This window comes from Streptomyces sp. SAS_281, from assembly GCF_052542855.1.
Genome location: NZ_JBMNDO010000001.1, coordinates 104171 through 119445 on the forward strand (window position 1 = coordinate 104171; position 15275 = coordinate 119445).

Sequence of the window (15275 nt, forward strand, 5' to 3'; positions counted from 1 at the left end):
ACCATGCACTGCCTCATCGATGGCAAAGAGGCCCACCAAGATCGTCTGGAGGCTCACCCCGCCCCTGGGATTCAGGCATACGTACTCACTTTCGGGTCCGTAAGGTAACAGGGGTGACGAACCCCCCGTCGGCCGTGGAGGTCGTGCGTGGGCTTCGTGGTGGAGCGTCAGCCTGGCCTTGCATCAGAAGGATCCCGGCTGCGGCTGGCAACATGAGTGAAGGCAGCGAGGCCCGTGCGCCAGTACGCCGCGACCAGCAATACCCGACACTCCAGCGGAAGGCTCCACGCCCTGCCCTTGCGGACCGCATGCGCGCCCCACGCCCGGAACGGTCACCCGCCGATATCTGCGGGCGCGTGTCGGTGCGGCCCTGTACGGTCGCGAGCATGAAGAGGTGGGTGGTCCCTGAGAACTCGAACAACCGCGTCCGACGCGCTAGTCGGACGATCGGTACGGGGACGGCCACGCCCGAGGAGATCAGGGAGGCGCGGGGCGTCCTGAGTAACTACCGTCTCGCCCATGCATTTCCTCTGAACGCGGTGACCGTGACCGTGCGGCAGAGAGCGCTCGACGTGAACCCGAACACCGTCGTGGCCGAGCGCCGAAAGCGCCTGCCCACGATCCTGGACAAGCTGAGGCGCCATCCCACGATGAGCGTGACCACCATGCAGGACTTGGGGGGGGGGGGGGCTTCGACACCGTCGCCGAGGTCGACGAGCTGGTCCGCGTCCTGGCGGACTTGCCACGGAGCAAGAACCGCGTCAAGAAGGTCTACAACTACCTACGTGATGAACCGGGGCCGCGTGACTCTGGCTACCGGGGTGTTCACCTGGTGTACGAGTACGGAGCCTCGAAAAAGGAATACCACGGCCTGCGGATCGAGCTGCAGGTGCGTACGCAGCTCCAGCATGCCTGGGCCACCGCCGTCGAGACCATGGACTTGTTCTCGGGCAGCGAGCTGAAGTACGGGAAGGGCGACACGGGCGTGCTCAGGTTCTTCGTCCTGGTCGGCTCGCTGATGGCGCAAGAGGAAGGCACCACCCCAGTACCTGGCGCCGAGGGGAGCCGGGAGGAGTTGGCGGCCGAATTGGCGCGCCTAGAGGCGAACGTCGGCGTTCTGGAGAGGCTACGAGGCTATGCGGCGATCGTGGGCGAGCACGCCAAGACGGACCGCCGGAACACGCTGACCCTCGAGCTCTGGCTGACTGAGGGACAGCTCACCGTGACGGTGCACGAGACGTTGGCCGCGGCAGAGGCCCGCATCACCGAGTTGGAGGCATTGGACGACGAGGACCTGGACGCGGTTCTCATCAACATCGCCCGGATCGGCCAGCTGCGCGACGCATACCCGAACTACTTTGCGGACACTGGCCGTTTCACTGAGTTTGTCGAGACGTGCCTGAGCACGCAACACAGTCACGCGACCTTCCAGGCACGTACTCAAGATTCGCTGGCACGTGACATCTGAGCTGCCGAGCTGAGTAACCTGCCACGGAAATAGTTCCGTTCAGCATTTGCAGGCCGGAGCAGTCGCGCCGAGATCCGTCGCCCGGGGGCTCCCTGCAACGGAGGCAGGGGCCGTTCCAGTGCACGATGCCGCCTCAAGGGCAGAGCAACCGAACGATCTGGGACGACCAAGTTCAGGCCACGAGTGATCTGGGGCCCATCACCGCAGCTGTTGTGCTCGCGTGAACCCGTCGTTAGGCCAGGTGGGTGTGCGCGACAGTTTGACGACAGACCCTAGGTGAGAAACCAGGTGCTTTCAACCGGCTGAGCCTGTACTTCCGCTGCCGGGCGCCGCCCGACAGACTGGCTCTCCGTAACAGAGAACCTAGGGGGAATCATGGAGTTGGAGCCAACCGAACTGTCCGATGCGATCAAGGCGGTGCGCGGGGGCCTGGCCGCCGCGCAGCAGGATGCGGACGGGGCATCGGTCCGGTTCACGGTCAAGGAGATCGTGCTGGACCTGGGAATCGAGCTTAGGCACACCGCGTCGGCCAGCGGCGGAGTGAAGGCGTTCGTGGTCTCCGCAGATGCCAAGGGAGAGCGGGCGAAGACAGCCACGCACCGCATGACGGTCACATTGGCGGTGGCTCCGGATGGCGAAGGCAGCGATCTGCTGATCGGTGACCTGGGTGGAGGCCGCGGCGGACCGGTGGACGGTCTGCGGTAGAGGGGGCGGCGTGAGGGCGGGGGGAGCGACTCGGCGGACCGTTGAAGTCACCAACTATGACAAGGACTCTTATGGGACCGGCTGCCTGATCGCGCCGGGTCTGGTGCTCACCGCCTACCACGTAGCCTGGCCCGGGGAGGGCGTTGTCGCCGTTCGGGATACCGCGAGTTCTGACTTCACCGAGGCGGTGGTGGTGTGGGAGGACACCGGGTTGGACGCGGTGCTGCTGAAGGCGGACAGCGCACTGGTCGGAGCGAACCTGGGTGTCGTGCGCTGGGGCGAGTTGGTTTGTGACTACCCGGAGCGTCGCCCCGTGTGCTCGATGTCGGGGTTCCCCAAGGCTATGCGCCGTCGGGTCTCCTCTGGCTCCAAGCAGTACATCGACGACCTGAAGACGGTGGAGGGCATCATCGCTCCGCACACCGGATCCCGCTCAAGGTTGTACGGTCTCGAAGTCGACGGCACCCTGCCGACCGAGGTGAAAAACTGGCAGGGACTGTCCGGCGCCGGGGTCTTCTGCAACAGTGTGCTGATCGGCCTCGTCCGCCTCGTCGACCGCCAGTGGGACCGGACCCTCATGGTGGTGCCCCTCTCGCATCTGCTGGCCGCCGACGGCTTCATCCCCGCAGTCGCAGCCCACACCGGCATGACCCCGAGCCTCCAGCCCGCCGACCTCCGGCCCCTGATGGACAACGCCCCCGATCCTCAGCTGTCCTCCACCTACCTGCTCGATCCACGCTCCAAGGTCACCGAACTCACCGGCGTCAATGGACTTGTCCGTCAGATCGAGCAGTGGTGCAAAGGCCCGGACCGCCTTGACGTCGCCACCGTGACCGGGCTGGGAGGCACGGGAAAATCCCGGCTTCTCATCGAGGTCCTGCACCGGCTCACCACAGGTGCAGGCGATCAGCGGCCGTGGAGTGGAGGGTTCCTCGCCGATCACCCCAGCCACACCGACTACCAAGTCCTTGCCGCGGCCAACTACCCGCTGCTCCTGGCCGTCGACCTTGCAGAAGCCCGCCTGCCTCAGATCCGCGATCTCATGACGGCCTTGGCCGCCTTCCACGACGGTGCCACAGTCAGGGTTCTGCTCCTGGCCCGTGCACACGACACCTGGTGGCCGGCACTGCGTCGGCACCTGCGCACCCGGAGCGTCGGCCCCATCGGACATGCCTTCACTCTCTCACCCGACACTGCGCTGGATGGCCACACGGCGGAGGACATCTACGTAGAGGCGAAGGCGGCCTTCGCCCGCCGGATCCGTCTGCTCCGAAAGGCCGGACACGGCGACGGCACTTGGCCGGACCGTGTCGTCGGCGACGCACCGCGCTACTACGGAGCCGACGTCGAGCACAGCACCCGGCAACCGGTCATCTACCTCCACATCGCCGCACTCGCCGACGTGCTGGCCCACGCCAACCCCGAGTTCGCCCTCAACGACCACCCCATGGAGGTCCTGCTCGCCAACGAGGTGGAGTACGTACGGCGCGTCGCCGAAGCCCGCCTCCCTGCAGGTATCGCCGACGACAAACTGCTTCGCTCCCTGATCACCGCCCAGTTCCTCGCCGGAGCACGAACCGCGCAAGAGGGCCGCGCCGCCATCCGGGCTGGCTTCGACACCCACCACCGCGGCTACGGGGCCACCGCCCCGCCCGATGCCCGCCAGCTGGCCGCACTCGACGACGTCCTGACCGCCGCCTACCCGGCCACCGATGGAGCCCACTGGGGATCCGTCGGTGAACCGCTCGCCGCCGCCTGGCTCGCCGAAGTCGAGGCCGACAGCGGCGAAGAGTTCATCGAAGCCTTCCTCCAGCACGACGCCCTCGCGACCGGCCAACGCCACCAGACACTCAGCACCGTCGCCCGCACCGCCAAGGACCAGCCCGGACTCTCTGCCGGTGCCCACCGGGCCGTCGCCGCCGACCCCGAACGTCTCCTGCCGCTCGCCGTCCAGACCGCCACCACTGAACTCAGCACCGACCACGCCCGCCAGTGGCTCAGCGACCTCGAACAAGCCGTTGCGAACCGGGCTGCCGATCCGGGTTGCGACCCCGACATCAACCAATGGGCCATCAGCCTCATCAGCGAGGCCCAAGCCTGTACCACCGACGACAGGGACCTGCAGGAACTGATCGGCGCACCTCTCCCCCCGGAGGACGACGCCCCGCAACAGCCGACCCCGGACGCGCCCGCCAGTGATGCCCACCCTGTCCTCGTCAGACCACAGGTCGGCCGGCTCACCCGGATCATCATCACTTTCCTGGGCCTCTGCCACCTGGTGCTGGTCGCGGCCGTCCCCTCCGCCGTCGCTCTCACCACCAGCACCGAAGACGACGGTTGGGTGATGTGGCTCCTGGTTCCCTTCAACGTGGGGATGCACCTGATCATCGCGAGCGTCTTCGGCGGCCGCCGACCCGGAACCTCTGCGATCTCCTGGATCGCACCGCTGTTCACGATCGCTTCGACGACCCTCTCTGGCCTCATGCTCAGCCAAAGCTGGCCCGCAGGCTGGCTCCTGTGGCCGGTCCTCTTCGCCCTCGGCCTGGCATCCCTGACCTACGCCTGGCGCATCTCGTTCGGCCAGCTTCAGAACATCACACAGCCGCCCACACCACGTGCCGACATCACCTCGCCGGGTGAGCCCTCGATGCCGTCGGCACCGGAGACGCTGGGCCGCATGAACATGCGCTGGGAGTTGCTGCGACGCCGGGTCTACGGAGACGGTCGCGGCCTCCCCAGCACAGTCCCAGTGCCGTGGCGAACCTACGCCGCGCTCATCGGCGGGCCGTTGGACGGGCTGCTTCTGGACATCACGGACTGGACGAAGGACGAGATCGACAATGGCGCGGCCCTGGTTGCCGAACGCGGGCGATTCCCCGGCGGTCGCACACTGTATGCCCCCCACCCCGAGGAACCACGAGCACCGGCCCCCGGCGTAACGTGCTGCTTCCACCACACCGGTGATACGCCCCGACCACGGGGCGTACGCTCTGAGCCATGAACACCACACCGAACCAGCACATCGCCCGACGGGACCAGGACCCTGGATGGGGCGTCACCGCCTCCTGAACAACCGGCGCCGCGCCCGTCAGGACAGCTCCGGGATGAGGCGGACTGCCGGTTACCTATGAGTGGCGCTTCGCGTGCTTGGTGATGGTGCCGACGGACCAATATCCCCTAAGGGCTGTCCCGTAAATGATCTTCTGGTCGTCTCAAGCGTGGTGGGCTGCCGTGCGGCCCGCTTCCCTATCCGGCGAGGGCGAGGTTGTGCATCCGGGCGATGCCGAGCATGGCGTGGTGGACGCCTTCGCCCTTGAGGCGGCAGTCGCGGAGGATCTTCCAGGTCTTCATGCGGGCGAAGACGTGCTCGACCCGGGCCCGGACCTGCTTGTGGGACTTGTTGTGTTCCTCCTTCCAGTCCGGCAGTTCGGTCTGGCCGCGCTGCCGGCGGTGCGGGATGACGAGTCCGGTGCCCGGGTATCCGCCGTCGGCGATCGTCACGGTCTTGCCGACGGCGGCCCTGGCGCCGGACTCCTCCCATGCCTTGCAGTCGTTGCGGTTCCCGGCGAGCGGTCGGCCGACCACGACGACCAGGCGGGTGTCGGCGTCGATGACGACCTGGTGGTTGGTGGAGTACCGGTAGTTCTTCGACCGCTCGGCGATGGTGTGGTCCCGGGTGGGGACAAGGGTTCCGTCCACGACGAGCACGGCGTCCTTCGCGAACCGCTTGCGGGGATGGAGTGCGAGCATCGGCCCGAGATGGTCGATGATCCGGTCCGCCGCCGACTTCGACACCCCGAACAGCGGAGCGAGCTGCCGCATCGTGAGGTTCGTGCGCCAGTAGGCCGCGACCAGCAGGGCCCGGTCCTCCAGCGGAAGACTCCACGGCCGGCCTTGCGGATCGCGTCCGCACCCTGACGCCGCAGAACCGTCACCAGCTTCCCGAAGGCGCGAGGGCTCAGCCCGGAGAACGGGGCTGTCCAGGAAGATTCCGGCGCCGTGATTACACCAGCCATACCAAGATCGTTTCATGGGGTGACTGGTGACTCGGCACGCCTCTCAGCTGCCGCTCAGCGGAGACGCCCATGTGGGGTCGTGTCGGGATCTCTTCGTGAGATGGGCGAGGAGGTGCTCCGCCGCGATGGAGACAGTGTCTTGCGGCGCGCCGACTGCGGTCAGGGCGGCGATGAGCTTTGCTGATGCTGTTTCCGGCACGTCCGGGTCGGTGAGGAGGGGAAGCAGCAGCAGAAAGCGGGTGGCCGCGTCCTGGACGCCTTCGTCCGCAAGCGACGGGCTCTCAGCGATCCGGATCAGTTCGTGCCATGTCAGCCCAGTACCCGAGAAATCTCCGTCCCAGCGGGCGATCTGCTCGGCGTAGCTTCTGCCTGGATGGGTGAGGAGGTAGTCGGTGCCGTAATCGCCATCCAGGTTGCGGTAGATCACCACGGCTCCGGGGCTGTCTTCTGCCGGCACCCTGAATGCTGGCCAGTGCTCGGGATCGAAGAGGACCTCGGACAGGGCATCGACATCGGCGCCGTCCTCGCCGAACCACTCGGGAAGCGGGCGCTCGGGACATCCTCCGTCGCTGCACATCGTCAGGAGGTAGTTCGACCAGTAGCCCGGATGGGCCAGCAATGACTCGCCCGGCACCAACGGGCCGACGTCGTATCCCGTGATCAGCACGCCTCGATCCTGTCATCAGCCACTGACACGGTCCGATCCGGGATCGGCACGGGGGCCCTCCAGTTACGGGACAACTCTTAGAAGCCGTTTCTCTACCGGGCGTGATCGTTTGATTGTCGCTGGTCAGGCATGGTTTCGGAGGAGGTGAGGGAGAGTCTCGACGTTCTGTTCCGCCTGTTCGGTGAGGGGTATGCGGTGGCGTCGATGCTGGGGTTGCTGGAGGCACGGGAAGCGGCTGCTCGCGTGCGAGTGGAGGATCTGCGGGAGGCGGCGGCCCGGGCGGCTGCCGTGCTGGAGGCGGCGGAGATCGAGCTGGACCGGCGGGTGATCGCGCGGGAGGAACTGGTCGAGGCCCTGGCTGTGTCCGCTGCCGAGGCCACCGCCGTGACCGATGCGGAGGCGGAGGTGAAATCGGTGTCCGTGCCGGCGCCCTTGCCGGGAACGACGGTGCCGTCCTGGCGGGAGGGGCTGCCCGCGACGGTTCTCACGCCGGATTACCAGCGGATCCTGGGCATGGTGGCGGACCGGTCGGACCAGGGGCCGGTGCGGGCCAAGGAGATCGCGGTGGTGCTGGGACTGGGGCCGACGCCGGCGAAGGTGGAGGGTGTGCGCTCGAAGGCCCGGCGCCTGGCGGAGCGCGGGTGGCTGGTCCAGGAGGGGTCGGGGGTGTTCAGTGCCGGCCGCGGGATCGTGGCCGGGCCAGGCGGCGGCTCATCCGCGTGATCATCGACCACTGGATCATCGCCTCGCTGGTGGTCGTCAGGGTTTCGTAGTCGCGGGCCAGACGGCGTGAGTGCATCAGCCACGCGAACGTGCGCTCGACCACCCACCTGCGGGGCAGCACCACGAACCCGTTCATGTCGTCGGTGCGTTTGATGACTTCCAAGGTCAGTGCGAGTTTCTCCTTCGCCCAGCCGACAAGGCCGCCGGTGTAGCCGCCGTCGGCCCAAACCAGGGTGATCTCCCGGTGCAGTGAGCGCAGTCGCCGCAACAGCGGCACGGCCGCGTCCCGGTCTCCCACGTTCGCGGCCGTCACCGCGACGGCCAGCAGCAGTCCGAGCGTGTCGGTCACGATATGCCGCTTGCGGCCCGGGACCTTCTTCCCGCCGTCGTACCCGCTCGAGGCAGTCGGCACGGACGCGGCAGCCCGCACCGACTGTGCGTCGATGATCCCCGCCGAAGGCTCCGCCTCACGGCCCTCGCGCATCCTGACCTGTCCGCGCAGCCGGTCGTGGAACTCCTTGATCAGCCCGTGCTCACGCCACCGGCGGAAGAAGGCATAGACCCGGCCCCAGGCGGGGAAGTCAGCGGGCATCGCCCGCCACGAGATCCCGCCGGCGACCAGGTACCGGATCGCGTCCAACATGGCACGGTGACAGTAGGCTTCGGGCTGCCCGCCCCGGCCCTCTAGCCAGGCCGGCACCGGCAGCAACGGGCGCACAGCCGCCCACTCCGCGTCCGTCATATCCGACGGGTACTGGCGCACCCGGTCCGGATGATCAGCCGCGTTCCCGTACACGTGCGCGAGACAATCACACGATCGGGCAGCCGAGTTGAACAATGCGGGCGCGGACACGTAGAACTGCGACAACAGGGCCTCCTGGAACTGCTCGGTTCGGTTCGCACCTCCGAGCTACCAAGGGGCCCTGCCTTCATGCACCTATCGCCGGAAGATCACCCCGGCGGGAAACCCGTTCGACTCACACGTTCCATCATCGGTTGAGATACGGCCTCTAAGGGCTCCAGTGGCCGAGGAAAGGCTTGAGGTCGTCGCCGCTGGGCTTGGATGGGGTGGGCAGCTTCGGCGCTGCGGCGGACTCGGTGAGGTGCTGGAGCCGGGCGTTCGTGAAGGCGAGCCACGCCTCGATTTCTGTTCTTTCCTGTCCGGGTGGCAGCGATGTGGCGTGGTCGCGTACTGCTGTGACGTATTCGGTCAGGCGCTTGGTCTGGTGCCAGGCGTCTGCTTGTTATTCGAGGTGCTTGACGCGATAGGCGTATGCGGTGCGCGCGTTCTCCATGGCGGTTTCCCCGCGCCTCTGCTGGGCTTCCCCTGGCTTGCCGGTCTGCGAGTGTTGCGCGCGGTGTATCGGCAGGTGGTTGCTGCGGTGGTGCTTTCCCATCCTTCCCCGGGATCCGGAAAATCGCCTGCCCAGCGACGGTCACCCGGTGATCGCCAGATGACACTTTGCCCCTGCTCTTCTCGTGGTTCAGGACCTCGATCCGGCCCGAGGCTGGTGAGGGCGGCGCCATTTCCTGCATGGCGTCCGCGTGGGGGAGGGGAGGTGCGTACGCCGACAAGGGAGGGCGATCGGCCATGGGCCGCTGTCCTGGTAACGGGCTGGTCCGCAGCGACCACGTCAGCCTTGCGCCGACGGGGATCAGAAGACTGATAGTTGTCCAGGAGCTATGCCGAGTGCCGCTTCGTGGCATCGAAGACGGCAGAACTATGCACGCGCAGCGAACCGGCGTCTGAGGAGACGTCTGTTCGGGCCGCAGCCAACGTGGCTGCGGCCCGAACAGGTTGTGGGCAGGAGAGGCCGTCAGCTGCCCTGCTCCCTCTGTGCGTGGTCAGGTCATTCGGTCATATTGCCCATTCTCCAGACGGTCATGGACTTGATGACGCTGCCGTCGCCGAACAGGCGCAGGCCCTGCGAGTCCTGGCGGAAGGGGTAAGCGCGCGTGGTGATGGACTTGTGCGAGTTGGCGTATGCCTCGACCATCGAGCGGTCGAGGAACACGTCGAGGGTCAGGTTTCCGCTGGAGAGCGTGAGCGGGCCCTTCTGGACGCCGAGGTCGCCTTCGGCGCTCGAGTTGTTCCCGGACCGTGTGCGGTCGACGCCCAGTTGTCCTGCGGGGGCGTCGTAGAACAGGCGGGTGCGTTCTTCGTCTCCGGGGCTGCGCAGTACGTCCAGCCCGAAGGTGCCGGCGGTGCCTTGCTCCATGGTCAGTTTGACGTGGAGCATGTCTCCCTTGATGCCGGCCAGGCGTGAGTTGGCGTCGTTGACGGAGGTCGGTTCGCTGATGTCCAGGAGCGGCGCGCCGGTGTGGAGTCGGGAGACTTCCTGCACGGGGCTGAAGCCGAGGTCTCCGTCAGGGAGCATGGACAGTTCGATGGGGAGGCCGGCGTTGTGGGCCCAGCCGGCGTCGTAGTGGGCCCGTTCGGTACGCCGGTCCTGGGCGATGCTGAAGACGAGGGACCGTCCCTTGTCGTCGACGGTTCCGCTCGGGCCGGTGAAGTGGTCGCCGTAGTCCATGAGCTTGGGCTCGGTCGTGTCGGGTGTCCAGCGGCGGGCCCCGGCGTCCCAGGTGCCGACCCAGTAGTAGACGTACTTGCTGCTGTACTCGCCGGGACCGGCGGGGAAGGCCGGGTTGACGAGAAGTGCCCGGCGCTGGCGGCCCTGGGCGTCCTTGCCGATGGGCAGAAAGGTGGGCAGTTCCCAGACCTGGCCCGTCTTGGGATGAGCAGCGACGTCACCGACCATCAGAGGGCCCGAGTAAGACCAGTCGGTGAGGTTCGTGGAGGTGTACAGGAGAGCGGTGCCGCCAACGTCGGTGCCGGACGTGGTCTGGACACCTGAGCCCATCAGCTGGAACCAGGTGTCCCCCTCCTTCCAGACGAATGGGTCACGGAAGTCGCCGAAGCGGACCTTCCGTCCGTCACCGACGTTCAGATCGGCCTTCTGGCTGGTGACCAGGGTCGGGTGCATCTTCCACTCGACCAGGTCGGGGTCGCTGGGATCGACAGGGCGTGCGAGCCCGGTGGCCTGATTGGGGCGCTGGGAGTCGTTGCCTGCCGTGAACAGCAGGACGGGGACGCCGTTCTCGTCGAGCGTCGAGTCACCGGACCAGACACCGTCGGGCGCCACACTGTCGGCGGTGGGGGCGAGGGCGACGGGCAGGTCCCGCCAGTGGACCAGGTCCTCACTGATCGCGTGCCCCCAGCCGATGTTGTGCCAGTAGGGGCCGTGGGGGTTGTGCTGGTAGAAGAGGTGGTACTTGCCGTTGACCTGGATGGGGGCGTGCGGTTCGTTCATCCAGTGGTTGGGAGCGGTGAAGTGATAGCCGGGACGGTAGCGGTCACCGTCATAGCGCGAGCGGTCCATGGCCATACGCGCCTCCGGGATGCTGCCGCCGCTGAATGTCTGGAGGTCCTGCTGATGGCTCGTGGCGACCGCGGCGGCGGTGAGCGGGCCGGTGTGGACCTTCACCTCGTCGACGAGACCGTTGAACATGTTCACGGCGAAGGTGCCGTTGATGATGGTGGGCTGGTTGTGGCGCCCGATGATCAACGGGAGGTCCGCCTTGGCCATCCGGGCACTCGTGGGGATGGCGGTCTGGGCGACCTGCTCTCCATTCAGGTACAGCCTGATGGCGCCTTCGCCAGGTGCGAATACCGCGGCAAGGTGGGCCCACTTCCCAGCGGCCAGAGCCGCGGACTTGGGTACCTTTGTCTCATACCAGGCATCCCCGGTGCCCACGCCGAACTCCCATACTCCGTGCCGGCCGACGCCCAGGGAGAAGCCGCGGCGCGCGGCCTTGTCCTGCTGATTGACAACGGCGGAGGGCTTGCCGTCGTCGCCCCATTCGAAGGCCCGCGGTGCGACCCACCCCTCGACGGTCATGCCGTCGGCGGGGATCTGCGTTTGTGAGGCGGCCCGGGTGACCCAGGTCGAGTATCCGTCGAACAGGAGAGCGCCCGACAGGACGCCTTCCTCCTGGCGTCCGGTGCGCCACAGGGGGGCGCTGTCCGGCTTGTACACCGCGTCGTTGAAGACGTAGCTGATGGGGTCCGCGGCCTGGCTGATCCGTTCCGTGGTCGTCGTTCCCCGGCCCTCGGCGAAGTCCCAGTAGGCGGCAAGCCCTTCCTCGGCAGGGGTGGGTGCCTTGTCGATTCCGACGCGCACGTCGTCTAGGTTGATGTGGCCCCAGCCCCCGGTGGCCTGGTCGATCGCGGTGATGCGCAGTTGCTCGCCGAGGTGGTCGCGGGCGTCCCAGGTAACACGGTGGTACGCCTCGTCGTCCGTGCCGGTGGCTTTGTGGAGGACGGTTCCGTCCAGGGTGGTCAGTGCGACGTACAGCTGGGCTTCATTACGGCCGCCGGAGACCAGGGCGCTGATCATTCCCGTACCGGTCACGGTAAAGGGTTGGGACGTGACGGTGCCGGTGGCGTCGTCGCCGCCGGCGGCGAATCCCCACAGGTGGTGGGTGCCTTCCTGGTTGAAGCAGCATCCCCACCCCCAACCCGGCTCGTCAGTGACGGCCCCGCTGAAGGCTGTTCCGGTGGTGGTCCAGCCGCTGAGGTCGCCGGTTTCGAAGCCGGGGTTGGACAGGGCGGTCTCGCGTGCGCTGGCGGGCTCCGACATCAGGGGTGATGTCAGACCGAGACAGATTGTGAGCGCGAGCAGCAGGCGTAGCACGTTGCTTCTGCTCGTTGTCGCAGGTTTCCCTGGGAAGCGGGTTCGCATACGAACCTCCGGTGGTGTGGGGTTGGGGTGAGCGGGTGGAACGGGGCGCCGACCCCGGACGCGACACGGTCCGTGGGCAGCGGGTAAGTGGCGGGGAGTTACAGGTATCGCCGGGGGTGCCGGCATCGGCGACGGTGCTGCGTCTTCGGCCATGGCCGTGTTGTGTGCACGGGAGGTGCGAACGTGTGACCGACCGTCACCTGACGGTTCGCCAATTCGATTTAGGTCATGGGTCGGCATGGTTCGTGCGCCGCAGCCGCTAAAGCAAGAGCTAACGCAGACGGAACTCGATTTCTCACCCCTTGTAGGCACCTAAAACGGCACATAAGGCCGTCGTTATGTAGGTGAGATGTCCGGGGTGTTGACAGCGCATGACGGGTGGAGCAATCTCGTCACACCTTGCTAATCCGATTTAGCTGAACGGGGCTGATCCTCTGATGTCCGAACGTCGCGTGACCATGGCCGACGTTGCCCGCAAAGCGGGCGTCTCGCCGACGACCGCGTCGTTCGCCCTCTCCGGCCGGACCGACATGCGTATCTCCGATGCCTCCCGCGAGCGCGTCCTGGCGGCTGCCCGGGATCTGGGCTATCGCCCGAACGTCACTGCGCGCAGTCTGCGGACGAAGTCCACCCAGACGATCGGGCTCGTTTCGGACCGGATCACCACGACACCGTTCGCCGGCGAAGTGATCCGCGGGGCTATGGAGGCTGCTCGGGAGCGGGAGCACCTGTTGTTCATCACCGAGGCGGGCGGTGATCGTGCCGCCGAGTCGTCTCTGGTCCACGCCCTGCTGGACCGGCAGGTCGACGCTGTCGTCTACGCGTCCATGTTCACCCGGTACGTGACCCCTCCCAAGGAGCTGTTCGGGCGCCGCGTGGTCCTGCTGAACTGTTTGGCCCCCGACTTCGACGCACCCTCCGTCGTCCCGGACGAGTTCGAGGCCGGGCGGGATGCGGCCCGGGCGCTGCTCGCGGCTGGTCACAGTGAGGGCATCTGGGCGATCGGCGGCCACCAGGCTGTTCCGGCCACCCCTGAGGGAATCATCGCCGGTAACGAGCGCATGCGCGGTCTGGAGGAGGTTCTGCGCGAGGGCGGGGCGCGGCTGGAAGGCGTCGTCGAGTGCGACTGGGACACACTCGACGGACACCGTGAGGTGTCCGCCCTGCTGGCAGCGGGCCACCGGCCCCGAGCCTTGGTGTGCCTGGCCGATCGGGTGTCCTTCGGCGCCTACCAGGCGCTCGGCGAGGCAGGTCTGTCGGTGCCCGGTGATGTGTCGGTCATCTCTTTCGACGACCAGGACATCGCCTCCGTGCTGCGTCCGGCGCTCACCACGCTACGGCTGCCGCACCATCGGCTCGGACACCTCGCGATGGAGCTGATTCTCCGCCCCGGCCCGCTCGAACCAGTGGTGCACCGCGTGCCCATGCCGCTGCAGAGCCGCGCCTCCCTCGCCGCACCCACCCGTGGCTGATGCCGGCACCGAAGACAGTCGTCCCGCCGCCCGCACCGATGAGTCCGGGCGGGTGGCGGGACGGCCACCAAGAACAGCGACCGTCGTAACCGGTCGCCGAGGGCGGGTCCTGCAAGACCCGTCTCAGTGAGATGGAGGAACCTCATGTTGTTCAGAACACGACGCCTCGCTGCTGCCAGTGTAGCCGTCACAGCGGCGACCGCACTGGTCGCCGGATGCATCTCCGGCAGCGCAAGCACGTCCGGTGCCAGTGGTGACACGCTCACCCTCTGGACGCACAACGCCGGCAACTCGGTGGAACTCGATGTCGTGAAGAAGATCATCAAGGACTTCAACGGCTCCCAGGACAAGTACAAGGTCAAACTGCAGGCGTTCCCGCAGAGCGACTACAACAACTCGGTCGTCGCGGCGGCCTCTGCCCATAAGCTGCCCTGCTTGCTCGACGTGGACGGCCCCAATGTGGCGAACTGGGCGTGGGGCGGCTATCTGGACCCGATCGACGTCTCCGGCAGCGAAGTGCCCGTCCTCGGCCAACTGGACAGCACCGTCGGACGGTACAACGACAAGCTCTACGCGTTCGGCTTCTACGACGTCTCGCTTGCCTTTTTCGCCCGCAAGTCCGTACTGAACGCGAACGGCGTCCGTGTCCCCACCATGGACAGGCCCTGGACCAAGGACGAGTTCGACGCGGCGCTCGCCAAGCTCAAGAAAAGCGGAAAGTTCGACTACCCGCTGGAGATGGGCACAGGCGGCACCGGCGAGTGGTGGTCCTACGGCTACTCCCCGCAGTTGCAGAGCTTCGGTGGGGACCTGATCGACCGGGGCGACTACAAGACTGCCTCGGGGACGCTCGATGGTGAGAAGGCCGTGGAGTGGGCGACCTGGTTCCATTCTCTGGTGGCCAAGGGCTACATGGCGAAGAAGTCCGGAGCCGACCCCAACAAGGACTTCCTTGCCGGCAAGAGCGCCATTCAGTGGGACGGCAGCTGGAATGCCGCGAAGAACGCCGAGAAGCTCGGCGACGACCTGGCGATTATCCCGCCGGTGGACTTCGGTGACGGGCCCAAGATCGGTGGCGCGTCCTGGCAGTGGGGGATGAGCTCCACCTGCTCCAACAAGGCCGGCGCGCAGGCGTGGCTGAAGTTCTCCCGCCAGACGAAGTACTTCGTCGACTACGCCAAGGCCACCAGCACCATCCCCGCCACCGACGCCGCCGCGCAGCAGATCGCGGACTACCAGCCGGGCGGCAAGTTCGACGTGCTCGTCGACTTCGCGCGCAAGTACGCCATGGTGCGCCCCGCGACCCCGGCCTATCCCTACATATCCACCGAGTTCGAGAAGGCGACCAAGGACATCTTGGCCGGCGCCGACCCGAAGGACGCTCTCGGCCAGACCGCGAAGAGCATCGACAACAACCTGAAGACGAACAACTACTACTCCAACTGACCCGTCCGGTCCGGTTCGGGCGCCACTGCGCCGTCC

General features: G+C 66.9%; 9 protein-coding genes and 2 pseudogenes. 6 read left to right on the forward strand and 5 right to left on the reverse strand.

Features of this window, described 5'->3' with window-relative positions:
• Positions 1–227: 227 nt before the first annotated feature.
• Positions 228–326 (reverse strand): annotated as a pseudogene (locus ACN6LM_RS00445) (IS5/IS1182 family transposase); the annotation flags it as partial.
• Between the two features lie 506 nt (positions 327–832).
• Here ACN6LM_RS00445 and ACN6LM_RS00450 point away from each other — a divergent pair.
• The 3 genes from ACN6LM_RS00450 (at position 833) to ACN6LM_RS00460 (ending at position 5174) form a co-directional block, all read left to right on the forward strand.
• Entirely contained in the window at positions 833–1468 is a 636-nt protein-coding gene (locus ACN6LM_RS00450) for a hypothetical protein (protein WP_445063222.1), read from the forward strand.
• A 375-nt stretch (positions 1469–1843) separates the two neighbouring features.
• Positions 1844–2173: a trypco2 family protein gene (locus ACN6LM_RS00455; RefSeq protein WP_445063223.1), complete on the forward strand. Its 330-nt coding sequence runs from the start codon at positions 1844–1846 to the stop codon at positions 2171–2173.
• Between the two features lie 2677 nt (positions 2174–4850).
• Complete coding sequence (locus ACN6LM_RS00460; protein WP_445063360.1) at positions 4851–5174, forward strand: hypothetical protein; 324 nt, start codon at positions 4851–4853, stop codon at positions 5172–5174.
• Between the two features lie 245 nt (positions 5175–5419).
• On the opposite strand, the pseudogene ACN6LM_RS00465 reads toward ACN6LM_RS00460, so the two are convergent.
• Together ACN6LM_RS00465 and ACN6LM_RS00470 are read right to left on the reverse strand one after the other, a co-directional pair.
• Positions 5420–6189 (reverse strand): annotated as a pseudogene (locus tag ACN6LM_RS00465) (transposase).
• 43 nt (positions 6190–6232) lie between these two features.
• Positions 6233–6856, reverse strand: coding sequence for a hypothetical protein (locus ACN6LM_RS00470; RefSeq protein WP_445063224.1), 624 nt, complete (start codon positions 6854–6856; stop codon positions 6233–6235).
• 129 nt (positions 6857–6985) lie between these two features.
• Here ACN6LM_RS00470 and ACN6LM_RS00475 point away from each other — a divergent pair, with 129 nt between their 5' ends.
• Complete coding sequence (locus tag ACN6LM_RS00475; RefSeq protein ID WP_445063225.1) at positions 6986–7579, forward strand: hypothetical protein; 594 nt, start codon at positions 6986–6988, stop codon at positions 7577–7579.
• Here the strand turns inward: ACN6LM_RS00475 and ACN6LM_RS00480 are convergent.
• Positions 7527–8321: an IS5 family transposase gene (locus ACN6LM_RS00480; RefSeq protein ID WP_445063361.1), complete on the reverse strand. Its 795-nt coding sequence runs from the start codon at positions 8319–8321 to the stop codon at positions 7527–7529. The genes ACN6LM_RS00475 and ACN6LM_RS00480 overlap by 53 nt on opposite strands.
• Before the next feature lie 1108 nt (positions 8322–9429).
• Positions 9430–12219, reverse strand: a complete 2790-nt coding sequence (locus tag ACN6LM_RS00485) for a GH32 C-terminal domain-containing protein (protein WP_445063226.1) — start codon at positions 12217–12219, stop codon at positions 9430–9432.
• A 539-nt stretch (positions 12220–12758) separates the two neighbouring features.
• Here ACN6LM_RS00485 and ACN6LM_RS00490 point away from each other — a divergent pair.
• Both ACN6LM_RS00490 and ACN6LM_RS00495 read left to right on the forward strand, forming a co-directional pair.
• The gene (locus ACN6LM_RS00490; protein ID WP_445063227.1) at positions 12759–13793 is read left to right on the forward strand and encodes a LacI family DNA-binding transcriptional regulator; all 1035 of its coding nucleotides are present in this window, start codon (positions 12759–12761) and stop codon (positions 13791–13793) included.
• A gap of 144 nt (positions 13794–13937) precedes the next feature.
• Positions 13938–15239 (forward strand): sugar ABC transporter substrate-binding protein, encoded by a 1302-nt coding sequence (locus ACN6LM_RS00495; protein ID WP_445063228.1) that lies wholly within the window; start codon positions 13938–13940, stop codon positions 15237–15239.
• Positions 15240–15275 lie beyond the last annotated feature (36 nt).

What these genes read in the sequence shown, in the direction of transcription:
- ACN6LM_RS00455 (WP_445063223.1), top strand. Translation starts at nt 1,844, where the DNA reads ATGGAGTTGGAGCCAACCGAACTGTCCGATGCGATCAAGGCGGTGCGC.
- ACN6LM_RS00460 (WP_445063360.1), top strand. Translation starts at nt 4,851, where the DNA reads ATGAACATGCGCTGGGAGTTGCTGCGACGCCGGGTCTACGGAGACGGT.
- ACN6LM_RS00475 (WP_445063225.1), top strand. Translation starts at nt 6,986, where the DNA reads ATGGTTTCGGAGGAGGTGAGGGAGAGTCTCGACGTTCTGTTCCGCCTG.
- ACN6LM_RS00480 (WP_445063361.1), bottom strand. Translation starts at nt 8,321, where the DNA reads ATGACGGACGCGGAGTGGGCGGCTGTGCGCCCGTTGCTGCCGGTGCCG.
- ACN6LM_RS00485 (WP_445063226.1), bottom strand. Translation starts at nt 12,219, where the DNA reads ATGTCGGAGCCCGCCAGCGCACGCGAGACCGCCCTGTCCAACCCCGGC.
- ACN6LM_RS00490 (WP_445063227.1), top strand. Translation starts at nt 12,759, where the DNA reads ATGTCCGAACGTCGCGTGACCATGGCCGACGTTGCCCGCAAAGCGGGC.
- ACN6LM_RS00495 (WP_445063228.1), top strand. Translation starts at nt 13,938, where the DNA reads ATGTTGTTCAGAACACGACGCCTCGCTGCTGCCAGTGTAGCCGTCACA.